The 18,838-nt window shown below is 66.5% G+C and carries 31 protein-coding genes and 2 pseudogenes; 32 read left to right on the plus strand and 1 reads right to left on the minus strand.

The annotated features are described in order from the left end of the window. Positions 1-185: 185 nt before the first annotated feature. Positions 186-1,034: pseudogene (locus ACWGKQ_RS41115) on the plus strand (putative T7SS-secreted protein); the annotation flags it as partial. Between the two features lie 225 nt (positions 1,035-1,259). Here the strand turns inward: ACWGKQ_RS41115 and ACWGKQ_RS41120 are convergent. Beyond that, on the minus strand, positions 1,260-1,463 hold the full coding sequence (locus ACWGKQ_RS41120; protein WP_453297173.1) for a hypothetical protein: 204 nt from the start codon (positions 1,461-1,463) through the stop codon (positions 1,260-1,262). A gap of 443 nt (positions 1,464-1,906) precedes the next feature. Between ACWGKQ_RS41120 and rpsJ the strand changes: the two genes are divergently transcribed. The 31 genes and pseudogenes from rpsJ to ACWGKQ_RS41275 all read left to right on the plus strand — a co-directional run. Then, positions 1,907-2,215 (plus strand): 30S ribosomal protein S10, encoded by a 309-nt coding sequence (gene rpsJ / locus ACWGKQ_RS41125; RefSeq protein ID WP_003948644.1) that lies wholly within the window; start codon positions 1,907-1,909, stop codon positions 2,213-2,215. A 17-nt stretch (positions 2,216-2,232) separates the two neighbouring features. Further along, positions 2,233-2,877 carry a 50S ribosomal protein L3 gene (rplC, locus tag ACWGKQ_RS41130; RefSeq protein ID WP_062706771.1) on the plus strand — a complete coding sequence of 215 codons (645 nt, stop codon included), beginning with the start codon at positions 2,233-2,235 and terminating at the stop codon, positions 2,875-2,877. Between the two features lie 8 nt (positions 2,878-2,885). Further along, positions 2,886-3,542: a 50S ribosomal protein L4 gene (gene rplD, locus ACWGKQ_RS41135; RefSeq protein WP_123974799.1), complete on the plus strand. Its 657-nt coding sequence runs from the start codon at positions 2,886-2,888 to the stop codon at positions 3,540-3,542. After that, positions 3,542-3,961, plus strand: coding sequence for a 50S ribosomal protein L23 (gene rplW, locus ACWGKQ_RS41140; protein WP_383712990.1), 420 nt, complete (start codon positions 3,542-3,544; stop codon positions 3,959-3,961). The genes rplD and rplW overlap by 1 nt, the downstream gene beginning before the upstream one ends. Before the next feature lie 38 nt (positions 3,962-3,999). Further along, positions 4,000-4,836 carry a 50S ribosomal protein L2 gene (gene rplB / locus ACWGKQ_RS41145; RefSeq protein WP_093499642.1) on the plus strand — a complete coding sequence of 279 codons (837 nt, stop codon included), beginning with the start codon at positions 4,000-4,002 and terminating at the stop codon, positions 4,834-4,836. A gap of 12 nt (positions 4,837-4,848) precedes the next feature. Next, the gene (gene rpsS / locus ACWGKQ_RS41150; RefSeq protein ID WP_003992359.1) at positions 4,849-5,130 is read left to right on the plus strand and encodes a 30S ribosomal protein S19; all 282 of its coding nucleotides are present in this window, start codon (positions 4,849-4,851) and stop codon (positions 5,128-5,130) included. Positions 5,131-5,174: 44 nt separating this feature from the next. Continuing rightward, the gene (gene rplV / locus ACWGKQ_RS41155; protein ID WP_003974262.1) at positions 5,175-5,522 is read left to right on the plus strand and encodes a 50S ribosomal protein L22; all 348 of its coding nucleotides are present in this window, start codon (positions 5,175-5,177) and stop codon (positions 5,520-5,522) included. After that, complete coding sequence (gene rpsC / locus ACWGKQ_RS41160) at positions 5,522-6,349, plus strand: 30S ribosomal protein S3 (RefSeq protein WP_217549193.1); 828 nt, start codon at positions 5,522-5,524, stop codon at positions 6,347-6,349. The genes rplV and rpsC overlap by 1 nt, the downstream gene beginning before the upstream one ends. A 5-nt stretch (positions 6,350-6,354) precedes the next feature. After that, the gene (gene rplP / locus ACWGKQ_RS41165) at positions 6,355-6,774 is read left to right on the plus strand and encodes a 50S ribosomal protein L16 (protein ID WP_189268842.1); all 420 of its coding nucleotides are present in this window, start codon (positions 6,355-6,357) and stop codon (positions 6,772-6,774) included. Further along, positions 6,774-6,998 (plus strand): 50S ribosomal protein L29, encoded by a 225-nt coding sequence (gene rpmC, locus ACWGKQ_RS41170; protein WP_030174543.1) that lies wholly within the window; start codon positions 6,774-6,776, stop codon positions 6,996-6,998. Before rplP ends, rpmC begins: the two co-directional genes overlap by 1 nt. Further along, positions 6,998-7,285, plus strand: a complete 288-nt coding sequence (gene rpsQ, locus ACWGKQ_RS41175) for a 30S ribosomal protein S17 (RefSeq protein WP_189268843.1) — start codon at positions 6,998-7,000, stop codon at positions 7,283-7,285. The genes rpmC and rpsQ overlap by 1 nt, the downstream gene beginning before the upstream one ends. 109 nt (positions 7,286-7,394) lie before the next feature. Next, positions 7,395-7,763 carry a 50S ribosomal protein L14 gene (rplN, locus tag ACWGKQ_RS41180; protein ID WP_003992364.1) on the plus strand — a complete coding sequence of 123 codons (369 nt, stop codon included), beginning with the start codon at positions 7,395-7,397 and terminating at the stop codon, positions 7,761-7,763. Positions 7,764-7,765: 2 nt separating this feature from the next. After that, on the plus strand, positions 7,766-8,089 hold the full coding sequence (gene rplX, locus ACWGKQ_RS41185; RefSeq protein WP_030967306.1) for a 50S ribosomal protein L24: 324 nt from the start codon (positions 7,766-7,768) through the stop codon (positions 8,087-8,089). Continuing rightward, positions 8,089-8,646, plus strand: a complete 558-nt coding sequence (gene rplE / locus ACWGKQ_RS41190; protein WP_093499638.1) for a 50S ribosomal protein L5 — start codon at positions 8,089-8,091, stop codon at positions 8,644-8,646. Before rplX ends, rplE begins: the two co-directional genes overlap by 1 nt. Positions 8,647-8,651: 5 nt before the next feature. Further along, the gene (locus tag ACWGKQ_RS41195; RefSeq protein ID WP_003948630.1) at positions 8,652-8,837 is read left to right on the plus strand and encodes a type Z 30S ribosomal protein S14; all 186 of its coding nucleotides are present in this window, start codon (positions 8,652-8,654) and stop codon (positions 8,835-8,837) included. Between the two features lie 214 nt (positions 8,838-9,051). Further along, positions 9,052-9,450: a 30S ribosomal protein S8 gene (gene rpsH / locus ACWGKQ_RS41200; RefSeq protein WP_089099428.1), complete on the plus strand. Its 399-nt coding sequence runs from the start codon at positions 9,052-9,054 to the stop codon at positions 9,448-9,450. 24 nt (positions 9,451-9,474) lie between these two features. Next, a complete protein-coding gene (gene rplF / locus ACWGKQ_RS41205; RefSeq protein WP_046732374.1) occupies positions 9,475-10,014 on the plus strand; it encodes a 50S ribosomal protein L6 in 540 nt (179 codons plus the stop codon). A 3-nt stretch (positions 10,015-10,017) separates the two neighbouring features. Further along, positions 10,018-10,401 (plus strand): 50S ribosomal protein L18, encoded by a 384-nt coding sequence (rplR, locus tag ACWGKQ_RS41210; protein ID WP_089099426.1) that lies wholly within the window; start codon positions 10,018-10,020, stop codon positions 10,399-10,401. 36 nt (positions 10,402-10,437) lie between these two features. After that, positions 10,438-11,043 carry a 30S ribosomal protein S5 gene (gene rpsE, locus ACWGKQ_RS41215; protein WP_009190144.1) on the plus strand — a complete coding sequence of 202 codons (606 nt, stop codon included), beginning with the start codon at positions 10,438-10,440 and terminating at the stop codon, positions 11,041-11,043. After that, complete coding sequence (gene rpmD / locus ACWGKQ_RS41220) at positions 11,043-11,225, plus strand: 50S ribosomal protein L30 (RefSeq protein ID WP_006376032.1); 183 nt, start codon at positions 11,043-11,045, stop codon at positions 11,223-11,225. The genes rpsE and rpmD overlap by 1 nt, the downstream gene beginning before the upstream one ends. A gap of 2 nt (positions 11,226-11,227) precedes the next feature. After that, a complete protein-coding gene (gene rplO, locus ACWGKQ_RS41225) occupies positions 11,228-11,683 on the plus strand; it encodes a 50S ribosomal protein L15 (RefSeq protein ID WP_007443991.1) in 456 nt (151 codons plus the stop codon). A 188-nt stretch (positions 11,684-11,871) separates the two neighbouring features. Beyond that, positions 11,872-13,185 carry a preprotein translocase subunit SecY gene (secY, locus tag ACWGKQ_RS41230; RefSeq protein WP_453297174.1) on the plus strand — a complete coding sequence of 438 codons (1,314 nt, stop codon included), beginning with the start codon at positions 11,872-11,874 and terminating at the stop codon, positions 13,183-13,185. Continuing rightward, the gene (locus ACWGKQ_RS41235) at positions 13,185-13,850 is read left to right on the plus strand and encodes an adenylate kinase (RefSeq protein WP_453297175.1); all 666 of its coding nucleotides are present in this window, start codon (positions 13,185-13,187) and stop codon (positions 13,848-13,850) included. The genes secY and ACWGKQ_RS41235 overlap by 1 nt, the downstream gene beginning before the upstream one ends. Positions 13,851-14,102: 252 nt before the next feature. Further along, complete coding sequence (locus ACWGKQ_RS41240; RefSeq protein ID WP_453297176.1) at positions 14,103-14,453, plus strand: hypothetical protein; 351 nt, start codon at positions 14,103-14,105, stop codon at positions 14,451-14,453. Between the two features lie 197 nt (positions 14,454-14,650). Further along, positions 14,651-15,865, plus strand: coding sequence for a hypothetical protein (locus ACWGKQ_RS41245; RefSeq protein ID WP_453297177.1), 1,215 nt, complete (start codon positions 14,651-14,653; stop codon positions 15,863-15,865). Positions 15,866-15,971: 106 nt separating this feature from the next. Then, the gene (gene map / locus ACWGKQ_RS41250) at positions 15,972-16,808 is read left to right on the plus strand and encodes a type I methionyl aminopeptidase (protein ID WP_453297178.1); all 837 of its coding nucleotides are present in this window, start codon (positions 15,972-15,974) and stop codon (positions 16,806-16,808) included. A 266-nt stretch (positions 16,809-17,074) separates the two neighbouring features. After that, positions 17,075-17,296: a translation initiation factor IF-1 gene (infA, locus tag ACWGKQ_RS41255; protein ID WP_003948620.1), complete on the plus strand. Its 222-nt coding sequence runs from the start codon at positions 17,075-17,077 to the stop codon at positions 17,294-17,296. Positions 17,297-17,357: 61 nt separating this feature from the next. After that, entirely contained in the window at positions 17,358-17,471 is a 114-nt protein-coding gene (rpmJ, locus tag ACWGKQ_RS41260; RefSeq protein WP_003998809.1) for a 50S ribosomal protein L36, read from the plus strand. Positions 17,472-17,682: 211 nt separating this feature from the next. Further along, on the plus strand, positions 17,683-18,063 hold the full coding sequence (gene rpsM / locus ACWGKQ_RS41265; RefSeq protein ID WP_031167100.1) for a 30S ribosomal protein S13: 381 nt from the start codon (positions 17,683-17,685) through the stop codon (positions 18,061-18,063). A 70-nt stretch (positions 18,064-18,133) separates the two neighbouring features. Continuing rightward, entirely contained in the window at positions 18,134-18,538 is a 405-nt protein-coding gene (gene rpsK, locus ACWGKQ_RS41270; protein ID WP_003956432.1) for a 30S ribosomal protein S11, read from the plus strand. 142 nt (positions 18,539-18,680) lie between these two features. Beyond that, positions 18,681-18,838, plus strand: a pseudogene (locus ACWGKQ_RS41275) (DNA-directed RNA polymerase subunit alpha); the annotation flags it as partial.

Below are 18,838 nucleotides of genomic sequence, written 5' to 3' on the forward strand. Positions count from 1 at the left end.
CCCGTGACGAACTCATTCGGCTGGTCCAGCAGATCATGGACGCGCGCCTCCCGGAGCGGGAACACGACGCGTTGCTGGAGGGGCCAGGCCCGACCGGCTGGGCTTCACCTCGAACGGCCGTTCCTAGTAAGTTCGCGTGTGCACAGCTTTGTTGATGGGGCGTACGCGACGGGGGTTGCGGGGACATGGCGGGCTACCGACCGGCGGACTGGCATCCACTCGACCTCGACAGGGACCCCACCCCCGGCGACCCGCAACGCGTCCGCACCCTCGCCACCCAGCTGCACGGCTTCGCCGACGACGTCTCGGACGCGCTGCGGCTGGTGAAGGGCATGGCCGGCGAGGACACCCTCCTGCAGTGGGCGGGCAAGTCGGCGGAGGTGTTCAAGGAGCAGTTCAAGGACGTTCCGAAGAACCTGAAGAAGTCCTACGAGCTGTGCGGGGACGCGCTCGCCGATTACTGGCCGAAGCTGGAGCGCGCCCAGGCGCTCGCCGACAAGGCGCTCGCCAAGGCCAAGGACGCCCAGTCCGACCTGTCCTCCGCCAAGTCGCGCCTGTCCTCGGCCGATTCCTGGGTCACCCGTGCCTCCAAGGAAGCGGACAAGTACAAGGACGATCCCACCGGCAGCAAGTCGAGCGCGGACAAGCCGGACGAGGGCAAGGTGCGGGCGGCCACCCGGGACGTGCAGAGCGCCAAGTCCGCGCACACCCAGGCCCAGTCGGACGTCACCACTGCGCAGAGTGCGCTGGACGCGGCGAAGAAGATGGCCGAGGACGCCCGGAAGATGCGTGACGACGCGGCGGGTGAGGCGAAGCGGAAGATCGACGAGGCGTCGGATGCCGGTATTCCGAACCGGCACTGGTGGCAGGACGTCGGTCACTGGTTCGAGGACAACTGGGACACCATCGTCACGGTCTGCAAGGTCGTCGTGGCCGTCGTCGGGATCATCGCGATGATCATCGGTGGGCCGATCCTCGGTGCGATCGTGCTGGTGGCGGCGCTCGTGGTGCTCGCGGACACGCTCTACGAGCACGTTCTCCTACGACGCCGACGGCCGGCCCGACACGCTTCACGCATTCGGCCACGCTCTGCGCTTCGCACATGACCAGGCAGGCCGGCAGACGGAGGTGCGGCTCGACGGAGCATTCGCGGTGCAGCAGTCATGGGACGCCGTGCACCGGCTCCGGAGGCAGCGCATGGTCACCGCCCATGGCCGTCACGGTCAGGACGGGGCGCCGGCGGCCACGATCGACCGCACCTACGTCCACACGCCCACCGGCCTGACCGAGACGGTCGAAGCGGGCATCGGTGACACCGCGTACACGCTCAACGCGGCGGGACGGGTGACGGCGATCCGCGCCGACACCTGGACCGAGGCATACGCGTACGACTCCTGCGGAGGCCTCCTCTCCGCGCACCGCTCAAGGGCGGTGCGTGCCGACGAGCCTCCCCAGCGGTTCACGTACGCAGGGAACCGCCCGGCCGGGGTACGGGTGTTTGACTCGTGTCCCCCTGGGGGTATCCTCTCCGGCCCCCGATTGGCCAGCCCCCTGCCCCGTATGGCAGACTGTCGGAGTTGCTCGGTCGAGTGTTGATGCTGCGCGCCTCCCGCCGGGAGGACCGGAAGCGAGTCCCACAGTACTCGTCGCCCTAACTGCCTGCGGGCAGCACTGGGGCGGACGTACGGGAATCTTTCGGGAAGTGCGGTGCGGCACCGGCCAGGCACCCGGTGGGCCTTCCGCCCTCGGCTTGCGGTTCCGGAAGGGCCGTGCTTTCCCAGCAGGGATGTTCGAACAAGGGGCATCTGTGTCGGCGAGAGCGCGACACACCCGACCGCGTGGGTCGGAGAAGGAAAGCGGAACCGCCGGGTTCCAGAGCGTGCAAAGACAGGACTACTGAGTAGCCATGGCGGGACAGAAGATCCGCATCCGGCTCAAGGCCTACGACCACGAGGTCATCGACTCCTCGGCGAAGAAGATCGTCGAGACGGTGACCCGGACTGGTGCGTCGGTCGCGGGCCCGGTGCCGCTGCCCACTGAGAAGAACGTGTACTGCGTCATCAAGTCGCCGCACAAGTACAAGGACTCGCGCGAGCACTTCGAGATGCGCACCCACAAGCGCCTGATCGACATCCTCGACCCCACCCCCAAGACCGTTGACTCTCTGATGCGACTCGACCTCCCGGCCGGTGTCGACATCGAGATCAAGCTCTGAGGGTCGGTGAGCTGAGAATGGCTAAGCAGATCAAGGGCATCCTGGGCGAGAAGCTCGGCATGACGCAGGTGTGGGACGAGAACAACCGTGTTGTTCCGGTCACCGTCGTCAAGGCCGGCCCCAACGTCGTCACCCAGGTCCGTACCAACGACGTCGACGGCTACGAGTCGGTCCAGATCGCCTTCGGCGAGATCGACCCGCGCAAGGTGAACAAGCCCCTCAAGGGCCACTTCGCCAAGGCCGACGTCACCCCCCGCCGTCACCTCGTCGAGATCCGTACGGCCGACGCCTCCGAGTACACCCTCGGTCAGGAAGTCACCGCCGAGGTCTTCGAGGCCGGCGTGAAGGTCGACGTCACCGGCAAGAGCAAGGGCAAGGGCTTCGCCGGTGTCATGAAGCGTCACAACTTCAAGGGCCTCGGCGCCGGTCACGGCACCCAGCGCAAGCACCGCTCTCCCGGTTCCATCGGTGGCTGCGCCACCCCGGGCCGTGTGTTCAAGGGCCTCCGCATGGCGGGTCGTATGGGCAACGAGCGTGTCACCACCCAGAACCTGACCGTCCACGCCGTTGACGCGGAGAAGGGTCTGCTGCTCATCAAGGGCGCGGTTCCCGGTCCGAACGGCGGCCTCGTCCTGGTCCGCACCGCGGCCAAGGGGGCCTGAGGTAACCGATGAGCACTGTTGACATCCTTTCGCCTGCCGGCGAGAAGACCGGTAGCGTCGAGCTCCCCGCGGAGATCTTCGGCGTGGAGAAGGTCAGCATCCCGCTGATCCACCAGGTCGTCGTCGCGCAGAACGCGGCCGCCCGCCAGGGCACGCACAAGACGAAGACCCGTGGCGAGGTCCGTGGTGGCGGCAAGAAGCCGTACCGCCAGAAGGGCACCGGCCGCGCCCGTCAGGGCTCGACCCGCGCGCCGCAGTTCGCCGGCGGTGGCGTCGTCCACGGCCCGCAGCCGCGTGACTACTCGCAGCGCACCCCGAAGAAGATGAAGGCTGCCGCTCTGCGTCACGCCCTCACCGACCGGGCGCGTCACAACCGCATCCACGTCGTCACCGGCGTGATCGAGGGCGAGACCCCCAGCACCAAGGCCGCTCGCACGCTGTTCGGCAAGATCTCGGAGCGCAAGAACCTGCTCCTGGTCGTCGACCGCGCCGACGAGGCCGCGTGGCTGTCCGCCCGCAACCTGCCCCAGGTCCACATCCTGGAGCCGGGCCAGCTGAACACGTACGACGTGATCGTCTCGGACGACGTGGTCTTCACCCAGGCCGCTCTCGAGTCCTTCGTCGCCGGCCCGAAGGCCAACGACACCGAAGGGACCGAGGTCTGATGGCTACCCGTCACCCGAGCATCGCCTCGAAGGCCGCCAAGGCCGCCAAGGCCGCACGCGTCGCCAAGGCGCGCCGCCACGAGGCCGAGGGCAAGAACACCGTCGAGACCCCGCTCAGCAAGTCGTTCACGGACCCCCGTGACGTGCTGCTGAAGCCGGTCGTCTCGGAGAAGAGCTACGCGCTCCTGGACGAGAACAAGTACACGTTCGTCGTCGCCCCGGGCGCCAACAAGACCCAGATCAAGCAGGCCGTCCAGGCGGTCTTCTCGGTCAAGGTCACCGGGGTCAACACCCTCAACCGCCAGGGCAAGCGCAAGCGCACCAAGACCGGTTTCGGTCAGCGCGCGGGCTCCAAGCGCGCGATCGTGACCCTCGCCGAGGGCGACCGTATCGACATCTTCGGCGGTCCGACCGCGTAAGCGGGTCGGATCGTCCGATATCGGACGAGGACTGAGAAATGGGAATCCGCAAGTACAAGCCGACTACGCCGGGCCGTCGTGGCGCCAGCGTCGCCGACTTCGTCGAGGTCACGCGGTCCACGCCGGAGAAGTCGCTGGTCCGCCCGCTGCACAGCAAGGGCGGCCGTAACAACGCCGGTCGTGTGACCGTTCGCCACCAGGGTGGCGGACACAAGCGCGCCTACCGAGTGATCGACTTCCGTCGTCACGACAAGGACGGCGTGCCGGCGAAGGTCGCGCACATCGAGTACGACCCCAACCGCACCGCGCGCATCGCGCTGCTGCACTACGCGGACGGCGAGAAGCGCTACATCCTCGCCCCGCGCAACCTGCAGCAGGGCGACACCGTGGAGAACGGTCCCGGGGCCGACATCAAGCCGGGCAACAACCTGGCCCTCCGCAACATCCCGGTCGGTACCACGGTCCACGCGATCGAGCTCCGTCCCGGCGGTGGCGCCAAGTTCGCCCGCTCCGCGGGTGCCTCGGTGCAGCTGCTCGCCCGTGAGGGCGCCATGGCGACCCTCCGTATGCCGTCCGGCGAGATCCGCATGGTGGACGCGCGCTGCCGCGCCACCGTCGGTGAGGTCGGCAACGCCGAGCAGTCGAACATCAACTGGGGCAAGGCCGGCCGCAAGCGGTGGCTGGGCGTTCGCCCGACCGTCCGTGGTGTCGTCATGAACCCGGTCGACCACCCGCACGGTGGTGGTGAGGGCCGGACGTCCGGTGGTCGTCACCCCGTCTCCCCGTGGGGCAAGAAGGAAGGTCGTACTCGTTCGCCCAAGAAGGCGTCGAACAAGTACATCGTCCGCCGCCGCAAGACGAACAAGAAGCGTTAAGGACTGGTTGAGATGCCTCGTAGCTTGAAGAAGGGGCCCTTCGTCGACGACCACCTGATCAAGAAGGTGGACGCCCAGAACGAAGCCGGCACCAAGAACGTCATCAAGACCTGGTCCCGCCGCTCGATGATCGTCCCGGCCATGCTGGGTCACACCCTCGCGGTGCACAACGGCAAGACCCACATCCCGGTGTTCGTCACCGAGTCGATGGTCGGCCACAAGCTCGGCGAGTTCTCGCCGACCCGCACCTTCCGGGGCCACGTCAAGGACGACCGGAAGTCGAAGCGCCGCTAGCAGCGGATCGCATTCAGACACGTAAGTAACTGAGAGGGACAACCATGGAAGCCAGGGCCCAGGCGCGGTACATCCGCGTTACGCCCATGAAGGCCCGCCGCGTGGTGGACCTTATCCGTGGCATGGACGCCACGGAGGCTCAGGCTGTTCTGCGATTCGCTCCGCAGGCAGCCTCCGTGCCGGTCGGCAAGGTGCTGGACAGCGCCATCGCCAACGCCGCGCACAACTACGACCACACCGACGCCGACAGCCTCTTCATCTCCGAGGCGTACGTCGACGAGGGCCCGACCCTGAAGCGGTTCCGGCCGCGCGCCCAGGGCCGTGCCTACCGGATCCGCAAGCGGACCAGCCACATCACCGTGGTCGTCAGCAGCAAGGAAGGAACCCGGTAATGGGCCAGAAGGTTAACCCGCATGGGTTCCGGCTCGGCATCACCACGGACTTCAAGTCCCGGTGGTACGCCGACAAGCTGTACAAGGACTACGTCAAGGAAGACGTCGCCATCCGTCGGATGATGACGTCCGGCATGGAGCGCGCCGGTATCTCGAAGGTTGAGATCGAGCGCACCCGTGACCGCGTGCGGGTGGACATCCACACCGCACGTCCGGGCATCGTCATCGGCCGCCGTGGCGCCGAGGCCGACCGCATCCGCGGCGACCTCGAGAAGCTCACGGGCAAGCAGGTCCAGCTGAACATCCTCGAGGTCAAGAACCCCGAGACGGACGCTCAGCTGGTTGCTCAGGCCGTTGCCGAGCAGCTCTCCTCCCGCGTCTCCTTCCGCCGCGCCATGCGTAAGAGCATGCAGTCGGCGATGAAGGCCGGCGCCAAGGGCATCAAGATCCAGTGCGGTGGCCGCCTCGGCGGCGCCGAGATGTCCCGCTCGGAGTTCTACCGCGAGGGCCGTGTGCCCCTGCACACGCTCCGCGCGAACGTGGACTACGGCTTCTTCGAGGCCAAGACGACCTTCGGCCGCATCGGCGTGAAGGTCTGGATCTACAAGGGCGACGTCAAGAACATCGCCGAGGTCCGCGCCGAGAACGCCGCTGCCCGCGCCGGCAACCGCCCGGCCCGTGGTGGTGGCGCTGGTGACCGCCCGGCCCGTGGTGGCCGTGGTGGCGAGCGGCGCGGCCGCAAGCCGCAGCAGGCTCCCGCTGCCGAGGCCCCCCAGGCCGAGGCCGCTGCCGCTCCGGCTGCTGAGAGCACCGGAACGGAGGCCTGACCGACATGCTGATCCCCCGTAGGGTCAAGCACCGCAAGCAGCACCACCCGAGGCGTCGCGGTGAGGCCAAGGGCGGTACGACGGTCGCGTTCGGCGAGTACGGCATTCAGGCCCTCACGCCGGCGTACGTGACCAACCGCCAGATCGAGGCGGCCCGTATCGCGATGACCCGCCACATCAAGCGTGGCGGCAAGGTCTGGATCAACATCTACCCGGACCGCCCGCTGACGAAGAAGCCTGCCGAGACCCGCATGGGTTCCGGTAAGGGTTCTCCGGAGTGGTGGATCGCGAACGTGCACCCGGGCCGGGTCATGTTCGAGCTGTCCTACCCCAACGAGAAGATCGCCCGTGAGGCCCTGACTCGCGCAGCCCACAAGCTGCCGATGAAGTGCCGGATCGTCAAGCGCGAGGCAGGTGAAGCGTGATGTCGGCCGGTACCAAGGCGTCCGAGCTGCGCGAGCTGGGCAACGAGGAGCTTCTCGGCAAGCTCCGCGAGGCCAAGGAAGAGCTGTTCAACCTCCGCTTCCAGGCGGCGACGGGTCAGCTCGAGAACCACGGTCGGCTCAAGGCCGTCCGTAAGGACATCGCGCGGATCTACACCCTGATGCGTGAGCGCGAGCTGGGCATCGAGACGGTGGAGAGCGCCTGATGAGCGAGAGCAACGTGACTGAGAACACTGAGGCGCGCGGCAGCTTCCGCAAGACCCGTGAGGGTCTCGTCGTCAGCGACAAGATGGACAAGACCGTCGTCGTCGCCGTCGAGGACCGCGTCAAGCACGCGCTGTACGGCAAGGTCATCCGCCGTACGAACAAGCTCAAGGCGCACGACGAGCAGAACGCCGCGGGCGTCGGCGACCGTGTCCTCCTGATGGAGACCCGGCCGCTGTCCGCGACGAAGCGCTGGCGCGTCGTCGAGATCCTCGAGAAGGCCAAGTAATTCCTGCGGGGCAAACCCCGCAGGACAGTTCCGCCAGGCTCGGGTCGGGTGAGTTGGTTACTTACCTACTCACCCGCCCCGGGAACCGGCAGACAAACAGGAGATAGACGTGATCCAGCAGGAGTCGCGACTGCGTGTCGCCGACAACACTGGTGCGAAGGAGATCCTTTGCATCCGTGTGCTCGGTGGCTCCGGTCGCCGCTACGCGGGCATCGGTGACGTCATCGTCGCCACCGTCAAGGACGCGATCCCCGGCGGCAACGTGAAGAAGGGTGACGTCATCAAGGCCGTCATCGTTCGCACCGTCAAGGAGCGCCGCCGTCCGGACGGCTCGTACATCCGCTTCGACGAGAACGCCGCTGTCATTCTCAAGAACGACGGCGACCCTCGTGGCACCCGTATCTTCGGCCCGGTCGGCCGTGAGCTGCGCGAGAAGAAGTTCATGAAGATCATCTCGCTGGCTCCGGAGGTGCTGTAAGCATGAAGATCAAGAAGGGCGACCTGGTCCAGGTCATCACCGGTAAGGACAAGGGCAAGCAGGGCAAGGTCATCGCGGCCTACCCCCGCGAGGACCGGGTCCTGGTCGAGGGTGTCAACCGGGTCAAGAAGCACACCAAGGCCGGCCCGACCGCTCGCGGTTCGCAGGCCGGCGGCATCGTCACGACCGAGGCGCCCGTCCACGTCTCCAACGTCCAGCTGGTCGTTGAGAAGGACGGCAACAAGGTCGTCACGCGTGTCGGTTACCGCTTCGACGACGAAGGCAACAAGATCCGCGTTGCCAAGCGGACGGGTGAGGACATCTGATGGCTACCACCACTGCTCCGCGTCTGAAGCTGAAGTACCGCGAGGAGATCGCGGGCAAGCTGCGTGACGAGTTCAAGTACGAGAACGTCATGCAGATCCCCGGCCTCGTCAAGATCGTGGTCAACATGGGTGTCGGCGACGCCGCCCGTGACTCGAAGCTGATCGAGGGCGCGATCCGCGACCTCACCACGATCACCGGTCAGAAGCCGGCCGTCACCAAGGCCCGCAAGTCCATCGCGCAGTTCAAGCTGCGCGAGGGTCAGCCGATCGGTGCCCACGTCACGCTCCGTGGCGACCGCATGTGGGAGTTCCTGGACCGCACCCTGTCGCTCGCGCTCCCGCGCATCCGCGACTTCCGTGGTCTGTCCCCCAAGCAGTTCGACGGCCGTGGCAACTACACCTTCGGTCTCACGGAGCAGGTCATGTTCCACGAGATCGACCAGGACAAGATCGACCGTACCCGGGGTATGGACATCACCGTGGTGACCACGGCGACCAACGACGCTGAGGGCCGCGCGCTCCTTCGTCACCTCGGCTTCCCGTTCAAGGAGGCGTGAGCGAGATGGCGAAGAAGGCTCTGATTGCCAAGGCTGCTCGCAAGCCCAAGTTCGGTGTGCGTGGCTACACGCGCTGCCAGCGCTGCGGCCGTCCGCACTCCGTGTACCGCAAGTTCGGCCTGTGCCGCGTGTGCCTTCGTGAGATGGCTCACCGTGGCGAGCTGCCGGGCGTGACCAAGAGCTCCTGGTAGTCCCCGCTTTCTAGGGATTCCCGAAGCTCTCGGTAAGCAATGGGCGTGTCAGGCGCCCACCCCTTCATGGCTTAGGCTTGGAGGGTTGGGCGCCTGACGGTCGCCTTTACGACTTACTACGCCGTAGGTCCACCGCACCGCACCCGCCTCGTCTCGGATCGAGGAGAGGGATGGGCACCTGGAAACCCCGGCGAGAGAGGCCGAAGGCCAATTCATGACCATGACTGATCCGATCGCAGACATGCTTACGCGTCTGCGGAACGCGAACTCGGCATACCACGACTCCGTGACGATGCCGGCGTCCAAGATCAAGTCTCACATCGCGGAGATCCTCCAGCAGGAGGGCTTCATCACGGGCTGGAAGGTCGAGGACGCCGAGGTCGGCAAGAACCTCGTCCTGGACCTGAAGTTCGGTCCCAACCGTGAGCGCTCCATCGCGGGCATCAAGCGGATCTCCAAGCCCGGTCTCCGGGTGTACGCGAAGTCCACCTCCCTGCCGAAGGTGCTGGGCGGCCTCGGCGTGGCGATCATCTCCACGTCGCACGGGCTCCTCACCGACAAGCAGGCCGGCAAGAAGGGCGTAGGCGGAGAAGTCCTCGCCTACGTCTGGTAGCAGAAGGGAACGGAGGAAACAGCTATGTCGCGCATCGGCAAGCTCCCCATCGCGGTTCCCGCCGGCGTGGACGTCACCATCGACGGCCGCACGGTGAAGGTCAAGGGCCCCAAGGGCGAGCTGACCCACACCGTCGTGGCTCCGATCGACATCGCCAAGGGCGAGGACGGCACTCTCGCGGTGACCCGCCCCAACGACGAGCGTCAGAGCAAGGCCCTGCACGGCCTGTCCCGCACGCTGGTGGCGAACATGATCACCGGCGTGACCCAGGGTTACGTGAAGAAGCTCGAAATCAGCGGTGTCGGTTACCGCGTGACCGCCAAGGGCTCGAACCTCGAGTTCGCGCTCGGTTACAGCCACCCGATCCTGGTCGAGGCCCCCGAGGGCATCACCTTCAAGGTCGAGGCTCCGACCCGTTTCTCGGTCGAGGGCATCGACAAGCAGAAGGTCGGCGAGGTCGCGGCCAACATCCGCAAGCTGCGCAAGCCCGACCCGTACAAGGCCAAGGGCGTCAAGTACGAGGGCGAAGTCATCCGCCGCAAGGTCGGAAAGGCGGGTAAGTAAGCCATGGCATACGGACAGAAGATCCTCAAGGGCGACGCCTACAAGCGCGCCGCGATCAAGCGCCGTCACATCCGGATCCGTAAGAACATTTCCGGTACGGCGGAGCGTCCCCGTCTGGTCGTTACCCGCTCGAACCGCCACATCGTGGCCCAGGTGATCGACGACATCAAGGGTCACACCCTGGCGTCGGCGTCCACGCTGGACACCTCGGTGCGTGGTGGCGAGGGTGACAAGTCCGCGCAGGCCAAGCAGGTCGGCGCCCTGGTCGCCGAGCGTGCCAAGGCCGCCGGTGTCGAGGCCGTGGTGTTCGACCGTGGTGGTAACCAGTACGCCGGGCGCATCGCCGCCCTGGCGGACGCCGCCCGCGAGGCCGGGCTCAAGTTCTGAGCCGCTTGTAGCTAGCGGAAAGAGAGAGGTAATCCAATGGCTGGACCCCAGCGCCGCGGTGGCGGTGCCGGTGGCGGCGAGCGGCGGGACCGGAAGGGCCGTGACGGCGGCGCTGCTGCCGCCGAGAAGACCGCGTACGTTGAGCGCGTTGTCGCGATCAACCGCGTCGCCAAGGTTGTGAAGGGTGGTCGTCGCTTCAGCTTCACCGCGCTGGTCGTGGTGGGCGACGGTGACGGCACCGTGGGTGTCGGTTACGGCAAGGCCAAGGAGGTGCCGGCCGCCATCGCCAAGGGCGTTGAGGAGGCCAAGAAGCACTTCTTCAAGGTCCCGCGTATCCAGGGCACCATCCCGCACCCGATCCAGGGTGAGAAGGCTGCCGGCGTCGTTCTGCTCAAGCCGGCTTCGCCGGGTACCGGTGTTATCGCCGGTGGTCCCGTGCGTGCCGTCCTGGAGTGCGCCGGTATCCACGACGTGCTGTCGAAGTCGCTCGGCTCCGACAACGCGATCAACATCGTGCACGCGACCGTGGAGGCCCTGAAGGGTCTGCAGCGTCCCGAGGAGATCGCGGCCCGCCGTGGTCTGCCCCTCGAGGACGTCGCCCCCGCGGCTCTGCTTCGTGCGCGTGCGGGAGCGGGTGCGTAATGGCTCGCCTCAAGGTCACGCAGACGAAGTCGTACATCGGCAGCAAGCAGAACCACCGTGACACTCTGCGGTCGCTTGGTCTCAAGGGGATCAACACCGTGGTCGTCAAGGAGGACCGCCCCGAGTTCCGCGGCATGGTGCACACCGTCCGCCACCTCGTGACGGTCGAGGAGGTCGACTGATCATGGCGGAGAACAACCCGCTCAAGATCCACAACCTCCGTCCGGCCCCCGGCGCCAAGACCGCCAAGACCCGTGTCGGTCGTGGTGAGGCGTCGAAGGGTAAGACGGCCGGTCGTGGTACCAAGGGCACGAAGGCCCGTTACCAGGTTCCGGAGCGCTTCGAGGGTGGCCAGATGCCCCTCCACATGCGTCTTCCGAAGCTGAAGGGCTTCAAGAACCCGTTCAAGACCGAGTTCCAGGTCGTGAACCTCGACAAGCTGGCCGCGCTGTACCCGGAGGGTGGCGAGGTCACCGTCGAGGGTCTCGTCGCCAAGGGTGCCGTTCGCAAGAACAGCCTCGTCAAGGTCCTCGGCCAGGGTGAGGTCTCCGTGGCGCTCCAGGTGACGGTCGACGCCGTCTCCGGCTCCGCCAAGGAGAAGATCACCGCCGCCGGCGGCACCGTCACCGAGCTCGTCTGAGTATTTCGGACGTCTCGATGACGTAAGCGATTCCCGACCGGGGATACCTCACAATGGGGTATCCCCGGTTGGTCGTTCCTAGGGGGGCAGTGCGGCCGGTAAGGTGGCCAGCACTGTTCTTTTTCCCATTCGTCGAAACTCAAGACCGTCACCCTTGACGCAGTTGCGCGGGGGTCGCAGGAGGCACCGTGCTCACCGCGTTCGCCCGGGCGTTCAGGACGCCCGACCTGCGCAAGAAGCTGCTCTTCACGCTCGGCATCATCGTGGTGTACCGGGTCGGCACCCACATCCCGATCCCCGGCGTCAACTACAAAGCCGTCCAGACGTGTGTGAACGAGGCGTCCGGCAACCAGGGCCTGTTCGGTCTCGTCAACATGTTCAGCGGCGGTGCGCTGCTCCAGATCACGATCTTCGCGCTCGGCATCATGCCGTACATCACGGCCAGCATCATCCTTCAGCTGCTGACCGTGGTCATCCCGCGCCTGGAAGCCCTGAAGAAGGAGGGCCAGGCGGGCACGGCGAAGATCACGCAGTACACCCGGTACCTGACGGTGGCGCTCGCGATCCTGCAGGGCACCGGCCTGGTGGCCACCGCCCGCAGCGGCGCCCTGTTCTCCGGCTGCTCGACCGCGACCAGCATCGTGCCGGACCAGGCGATCTTCACCACCATCACCATGGTCATCTGCATGACCGCCGGTACGGCCGTCGTCATGTGGCTCGGTGAGCTGATCACCGACCGCGGCATCGGCAACGGCATGTCGATCCTGATGTTCATCTCGATCGCCGCGACCTTCCCGTCCAACCTGTGGGCGATCAAGAAGCAGGGCACCCTGGCCGACGGCTGGATCGAGTTCGGCTCGGTTATCGCGGTGGGTCTGGTCATGGTCGCGCTGGTGGTCTTCGTGGAGCAGGCCCAGCGCCGCATTCCGGTGCAGTACGCGAAGCGCATGATCGGCCGCCGGTCCTATGGCGGTACGTCTACGTACATCCCGCTCAAGGTGAACCAGGCCGGTGTGATTCCGGTCATCTTCGCTTCCTCGCTGCTCTACATTCCGGCGCTTGTGGCGCAGTTCGCCGGCGGGAACTCGAGCTGGAAGACGTGGATCGAGGCCAACCTGACCAAGGGCACTCACCCGCTTTACATCAGCTTGTACTTTTTGCTGATCGTGTTCTTCGCGTTCTTCTACGTCGCCATCTCCTTCAACCCCGAAGAAGTAGCCGACAACATGAAGAAGTATGGTGGCTTCATCCCGGGCATCCGGGCTGGTCGGCCGACCGCTGAGTACCTGTCGTACGTGCTCAACCGGATCACCTGGCCGGGTTCGCTGTATCTGGGTCTGATCGCTCTCGTGCCGACGATGGCGTTGATCGGGTTCAACGCCTCGAACAACTTCCCGTTCGGTGGTACCAGCATCCTGATCATCGTGGGTGTGGGCCTGGAGACGGTGAAGCAGATCGAGAGCCAGCTTCAGCAGCGCAATTACGAAGGGTTCCTCCGCTGATGCGAATCGTCCTCGTCGGGCCGCCTGGCGCCGGTAAGGGAACGCAAGCCGTTCGCCTTGCCAAGGAGCTGCAGATCCCGCACATCTCCACGGGTGACCTGTTCCGCGCCAACATCAGCCAGAAGACGGAGCTCGGGAAACTCGCGAAGTCCTACATGGACGCCGGCAACCTGGTCCCCGACGAGGTCACCATCGCCATGGCCAAGGACCGCATGGAGCAGGAGGACGCCGTGAACGGCTTCCTGCTGGACGGTTTCCCGCGCAACGTCTCGCAGGCCGAGGCGCTCGACGAACTGCTGACGGCCGAGAAGATCAAGCTGGACGCCGTGCTTGACCTGGAGGTCTCGGAGGACGAGGTCGTCAAGCGGATCGCGGGCCGCCGCATCTGCCGCAACGACTCGTCGCACGTCTTCCACGTGACGTACACCCCGCCGAAGACCGAGGGCGTCTGTGACGTCTGCGGCGGCGAGCTGTACCAGCGCGACGACGACTCCGAGGACACCGTCCGGACGCGGCTGGAGGTCTACCACACGCAGACCGAGCCCATCATCGACTACTACAAGGCTCAGGGTCTGGTCGTGACGATCTCCTCCCTGGGTCCGGTGGACGAGATCACGCAGCGGGCGCTCGAAGCGCTCAGGCGCGAAAAGGCCGAGAACAAGTAGAAGATCGCTGCCCGACCGGCCGCGGTGCCCCCCCAGGGGCGCCGCGGCCGTCGTGTTTGTGCGCGCGGTCCGGCGGATGAGGCTGTCAAGAGGCTCGGACGGGTTCTTGTCATATTCACGTCGAACTCTTAATTGATGTGGACATGCGATCCGTGATCCACATAGTGTTCACAGGGAACTCACTGGTAACACAGGTGACGCACAACCTAGTTGGGGGAAACAGTGATCAACTCGAAGCTTGCCCGTGCAGCCATGGTGGTCGGTGCGTCCGCCGCCCTGGTGGTCGGGCTGAGTGCTTCGGCTCAGGCCGACAGCGACAAGCAGATCAACCTTCCGTCGGGCCGTGGCTACATGCACTTCCACGACGACGGCGATGTGTTCTCGGTCTGCGACACCAAGGCCGACGGGTACGGGGTGACCGGCGCTCTGTGGGTCCGGAACTCCGCCGGCATCGAGTCGCGACTGTGGACGCTCGACGACGGCGGCGACTCCGGCTGCGACAAGAAGGGCGAGAACATCGGCCAGCTCTCCGTCTACAAGATGCAGGTCTGGTGGAACGGCGGCGGTGCGGCTGTCTGGTCGCCGGACTGGTTCAACGAGTAAGCCGCGGATGAGCGCGCTCTCGACCCATGCGCCGTGATGTGTCACCTGCGCGTGGGCTGAGATCGACTGCAGAGGGGCTGCTCCGGTGTTGCGGGAGCAGCCCCTTCGGCGTCCCCTTCGCCGTCCTCTTCGCCGTCCTCTTTCGCACCAACCGGCCGGATCCCCGTCCCAGTCGTCGTTTCTATGGAGGTACGAGCATGGCTCCCGACCCACATGCCCGCGCCGCGTTCAAACCGTCCTCTCCGGCGGCGCGACCGGCCGCGGAGTCCGCCGGGCGGACACAACCGCCGCCGCGCCGTCGCAAGGTCCGACGCCTCGGGGTGGCTGCCGCCGTCGCGGTGGCCGTCGCCGTCGGGCTCGCGGTGCCGCTCGCCCTGCGCGGCGGTGATGCGCATGAGCGGCTCGCGAGCGTGCCGGATGCCGAGGACGTGGCGGCACACCCGGATCAGTCGCCGCCCCGGGAGCTGATCGCGGCGGGGCGGACGGCCGTCTCGGCGTACTACACGGCGAAGCTCGTGAAGCAGCCGAACGGGAACGCGATCGGCACCTACGAGTGGCGGTTGCTCGACACGGCCACCGGGCGGTACGAGCAGACCGACTGGGCCTGGCTGGACGTCGCCCCCGGCATGCGCACCGCGGCGGTGCTCGAACGTGATCTGCCCGCCGACCGGATAGGGCTGCTGAACCTGGCCACGGGCAAGGTGCGGCGCTGGATCAAGGTCGACAGGAGCGTCGGCGGTGTGCGGTTCTCACCGGACGGCAAACGCCTGCTGGCGACGGCGTACCGCCTCAACCCGGACGGTCTGTTCAAGGACGCGCCCTACCGCGTGAACGGCGAGACCGTGCCAGGACCGAAGCAGAGCCGCACCGGCTTCTACGTGATCGACGTCGCCTCCGGCAGGGCGGATTTCGCCGAGCGGCCGGCCGAGCAGCAGAGCGGGGGCCCCGTCGGCGGACGTCAGGACCTCTCCTGGAGCCGTGACGGCGAGCTGGTGTGGGAGGCCGGCAGCGGCAACGCCGGAAGGATCTACTATGACGTGACCGGCAAGAGGAGGCCCGCCCCGGATCAGGAGGCGGACGCGTCCTACCCCGAGGGGATCCGGTCCCCTGACGGAACCCTGGTGACCGGCGCCTTCGTGGGGGAGGGCGACGACATCGTCTCCGAGATCCGGGATGCGAAGACCGGCGAGCGGGCCGTGGTGGTTCCGGGCCAGCAGCTGCTCGCGTGGGCCGACGACAGCCACCTCATCGCGTGGCGGTGCGATCCCGAGCGCTGCAGCCCCGGCGAGGGCGAGTTCCGCAACCGGCTGCTGCTGGTCGGCCTGGACGGCAAGGTCACCCCGCTCTCCGGCTTCCGGACGGCGACGTTGCAGGACGAGGGCCGCTGGACCCCGCTGCTCACCCGGCGCTGACCGGGGTGCGGCCGCGATCGGCGCGACCGCGTGTTGCCGTGTTGTAGGGGGGCCGTACTGTTGCGGTGTACAGAACCGGACCCGCACCCGTGAGAAAGCAGAGCTGATGGTGCAGATCAAGACCCCCGAGCAGATCGCCAAGATGCGTGAGGCGGGGCTGGTCGTCGCCGCCATTCACGCGGCGACGCGTGAGGCAGCGGTGCCCGGGGCCACGACCAAGGATCTGGACCAGGTCGCGCGCAAGGTGCTCGCGGAGCACAACGCCAAGCCGAACTTCCTCGGCTACGGCGGCTTTCCCGCCACCATCTGCACCTCCGTCAACGACGTGGTCGTCCACGGCATCCCCTCCGAGGACGTCGTCCTCAAGGACGGCGACATCATCTCCATCGACTGCGGCGCGATTGTCGACGGCTGGCACGGCGACGCCGCCTACACCGCGTTCGTGGGCTCCGGCCACGCTCCGGAGCTGATCGAGCTCTCCCGGGTGACCGAGGAGTCGATGTGGGCCGGCATCGCGGCGATGAAGCAGGGCAACCGGCTGGTGGACGTGTCGAAGGCGATCGAGACGTACATCCGCCGGCAGCCGAAGCCCGGCGGCGGCAAGTACGGGATCATCGAGGACTACGGCGGCCACGGCATCGGCACCGAGATGCACATGGACCCGCACCTGCTGAACTACGTCGACCGGCGGCGGGGCAAGGGGCCGAAGCTGGTGACCGGGTTCTGCCTGGCCATCGAGCCGATGGTGTCGCTGGGGACGCCCCGTACGGAGGTCCTGTCGGACGACTGGACCGTGATCACCACGGACGGGACGTGGTCGTCGCACTGGGAGCACAGTGTTGCGCTGACCGAGGAGGGTCCGCTGGTGCTGACGTCTCCCGACGGGGGCAAGGCCAAGCTGGCCGAGCTGGGGATCACGGCTGCGCCGGATCCGCTCGGCTGAGCACGGTTCGAAGCCCGCGGGCCGGTGGGGCCTGGCCGCGCAGTTCCCCGCGCCCCTGTCGGGGCGCTGCAGACGGGGCGCCTCAGATAGGGCGCTCGAAATGCTGGGCGCTTAATGATCTGTCTTCTGGGGCAGGCTTTCCCGATTCGTCTTTCCGGGTGCGCTGACGTAGACTGACTCGTCGGCTCTCGTGCACCCGCATGTCCGCATGCGCCCGCAAGGGAAGCGTGGGAGTCGATCAAGGTAGTCGATTCGAAGGGCGAAGCGTGGCCAAGAAGCAAGGTGCCATCGAGATCGAGGGCACTGTCGTCGAGTCTCTTCCGAACGCCATGTTCAAGGTCGAGCTCCAGAACGGCCACCAGGTCCTGGCACACATCAGCGGCAAGATGCGTATGCACTACATCCGCATCCTCCCTGACGACCGGGTCGTGGTGGAGTTGTCTCCGTACGACCTGACGCGTGGCCGGATCGTCTACCGCTACAAGTAGATCTTGCCCACGTCCCGCGCGAGCGGGGCTGCCGGCAACTGACCCGGAGAACCTCAATCCCATGAAGGTCAAGCCGAGCGTCAAGAAGATCTGCGACAAGTGCAGGGTGATCCGCCGTCACGGTCGGGTCATGGTCATTTGCGAGAACCCGCGGCACAAGCAGCGCCAGGGCTGACGCAGGACCAATCCCTCTGCATCGACATCGCAGAGATTCGCGCGACGCGAGCTGAACATGTTCATACGCAGGACCCAGGCGCCGCAGGTGCCTGACACCCCCGGTTCGGAGGCCGGGGACCCAGTTCGTACCTAATCTTTGAAATAGAAGAGGCCGGCGGCTGGGAACCGGTTCTGCGGAAGACCTCCGAAGATCACCAGGAGCCATTGAAGTGGCACGCGTTTCCGGTGTTGACATCCCGCGCGAAAAGCGCGTGGAGGTCGCCCTCACCTACGTGTTCGGCATCGGCCGGACACTCTCGCAGCAGACGCTGGCCGAGACCGGCATCGACCCGAACACCCGCGTTCGCGACCTGACCGAAGAGCAGCTGGTCGCCATCCGCGAGTACGTCGACAACAACATCAAGACCGAGGGTGACCTCCGTCGCGAGATCCAGGCCGACATCCGCCGCAAGGTCGAGATCGGCTGCTACCAGGGTCTCCGTCACCGTCGCGGCCTGCCCGTCCGCGGTCAGCGCACCAGCACCAACGCCCGCACCCGCAAGGGTCCGCGTCGCGCCATCGCCGGCAAGAAGAAGCCGGGCAAGAAGTAGTCCGCAGCGGACAACGCTTCATCAGCGGTCTTCGCTGTAGGACCGACCACCTCCCCGTAGGAGTTACTAGATGCCCCCCAAGGGTCGTCAGGGCGCTGCCAAGAAGGTGCGCCGCAAGGAAAAGAAGAACGTCGCTCACGGCCACGCGCACATCAAGAGCACGTTCAACAACACGATCGTCTCCATCACGGACCCGTCCGGCAACGTGATCTCCTGGGCCTCCGCCGGCCACGTCGGCTTCAAGGGCTCCCGGAAGTCCACGCCGTTCGCCGCGCAGATGGCCGCCGAGTCGGCTGCCCGCCGCGCCCAGGAGCACGGCATGCGCAAGGTCGACGTGTTCGTGAAGGGCCCGGGTTCCGGTCGTGAGACCGCGATCCGTTCCCTGCAGGCCACGGGCCTCGAGGTCGGCTCCATCCAGGACGTCACCCCGACCCCGCACAACGGCTGCCGTCCGCCGAAGCGTCGTCGCGTCTGACCTCGCTTCCGCAGGGCTGCTCGGGCGGTACGGCTCCGTAAGGGTCGTGCCGCCCGTACCCTTGCAGTACCCGCACTCTCACGGGTGCGGTCCGTCGGGCGTCAAATAGCGGGCGTCCACGAAAGAAGGATCTGATCCACACATGCTGATCGCTCAGCGTCCCTCGTTGACCGAAGAGGTCGTCGACGAGTTCCGTTCCCGGTTTGTGATCGAGCCGCTGGAGCCGGGCTTCGGCTACACCCTCGGCAACTCCCTGCGCCGTACCCTCCTGTCCTCGATCCCCGGCGCGGCTGTCACGTC

The organism is Streptomyces sp. NPDC054770 (assembly GCF_053611985.1).

Coding starts and splice junctions, on each gene's coding strand:
- rpsJ (WP_003948644.1), top strand. CDS start 1,907: ATGGCGGGACAGAAGATCCGCATCCGGCTCAAGGCCTACGACCACGAG.
- rplC (WP_062706771.1), top strand. CDS start 2,233: ATGGCTAAGCAGATCAAGGGCATCCTGGGCGAGAAGCTCGGCATGACG.
- rplD (WP_123974799.1), top strand. CDS start 2,886: ATGAGCACTGTTGACATCCTTTCGCCTGCCGGCGAGAAGACCGGTAGC.
- rplW (WP_383712990.1), top strand. CDS start 3,542: ATGGCTACCCGTCACCCGAGCATCGCCTCGAAGGCCGCCAAGGCCGCC.
- rplB (WP_093499642.1), top strand. CDS start 4,000: ATGGGAATCCGCAAGTACAAGCCGACTACGCCGGGCCGTCGTGGCGCC.
- rpsS (WP_003992359.1), top strand. CDS start 4,849: ATGCCTCGTAGCTTGAAGAAGGGGCCCTTCGTCGACGACCACCTGATC.
- rplV (WP_003974262.1), top strand. CDS start 5,175: ATGGAAGCCAGGGCCCAGGCGCGGTACATCCGCGTTACGCCCATGAAG.
- rpsC (WP_217549193.1), top strand. CDS start 5,522: ATGGGCCAGAAGGTTAACCCGCATGGGTTCCGGCTCGGCATCACCACG.
- rplP (WP_189268842.1), top strand. CDS start 6,355: ATGCTGATCCCCCGTAGGGTCAAGCACCGCAAGCAGCACCACCCGAGG.
- rpmC (WP_030174543.1), top strand. CDS start 6,774: ATGTCGGCCGGTACCAAGGCGTCCGAGCTGCGCGAGCTGGGCAACGAG.
- rpsQ (WP_189268843.1), top strand. CDS start 6,998: ATGAGCGAGAGCAACGTGACTGAGAACACTGAGGCGCGCGGCAGCTTC.
- rplX (WP_030967306.1), top strand. CDS start 7,766: ATGAAGATCAAGAAGGGCGACCTGGTCCAGGTCATCACCGGTAAGGAC.
- rplE (WP_093499638.1), top strand. CDS start 8,089: ATGGCTACCACCACTGCTCCGCGTCTGAAGCTGAAGTACCGCGAGGAG.
- ACWGKQ_RS41195 (WP_003948630.1), top strand. CDS start 8,652: ATGGCGAAGAAGGCTCTGATTGCCAAGGCTGCTCGCAAGCCCAAGTTC.
- rpsH (WP_089099428.1), top strand. CDS start 9,052: ATGACCATGACTGATCCGATCGCAGACATGCTTACGCGTCTGCGGAAC.
- rplF (WP_046732374.1), top strand. CDS start 9,475: ATGTCGCGCATCGGCAAGCTCCCCATCGCGGTTCCCGCCGGCGTGGAC.
- rplR (WP_089099426.1), top strand. CDS start 10,018: ATGGCATACGGACAGAAGATCCTCAAGGGCGACGCCTACAAGCGCGCC.
- rpsE (WP_009190144.1), top strand. CDS start 10,438: ATGGCTGGACCCCAGCGCCGCGGTGGCGGTGCCGGTGGCGGCGAGCGG.
- rpmD (WP_006376032.1), top strand. CDS start 11,043: ATGGCTCGCCTCAAGGTCACGCAGACGAAGTCGTACATCGGCAGCAAG.
- rplO (WP_007443991.1), top strand. CDS start 11,228: ATGGCGGAGAACAACCCGCTCAAGATCCACAACCTCCGTCCGGCCCCC.
- ACWGKQ_RS41235 (WP_453297175.1), top strand. CDS start 13,185: ATGCGAATCGTCCTCGTCGGGCCGCCTGGCGCCGGTAAGGGAACGCAA.
- ACWGKQ_RS41240 (WP_453297176.1), top strand. CDS start 14,103: ATGGTGGTCGGTGCGTCCGCCGCCCTGGTGGTCGGGCTGAGTGCTTCG.
- ACWGKQ_RS41245 (WP_453297177.1), top strand. CDS start 14,651: ATGGCTCCCGACCCACATGCCCGCGCCGCGTTCAAACCGTCCTCTCCG.
- map (WP_453297178.1), top strand. CDS start 15,972: ATGGTGCAGATCAAGACCCCCGAGCAGATCGCCAAGATGCGTGAGGCG.
- rpmJ (WP_003998809.1), top strand. CDS start 17,358: ATGAAGGTCAAGCCGAGCGTCAAGAAGATCTGCGACAAGTGCAGGGTG.
- rpsK (WP_003956432.1), top strand. CDS start 18,134: ATGCCCCCCAAGGGTCGTCAGGGCGCTGCCAAGAAGGTGCGCCGCAAG.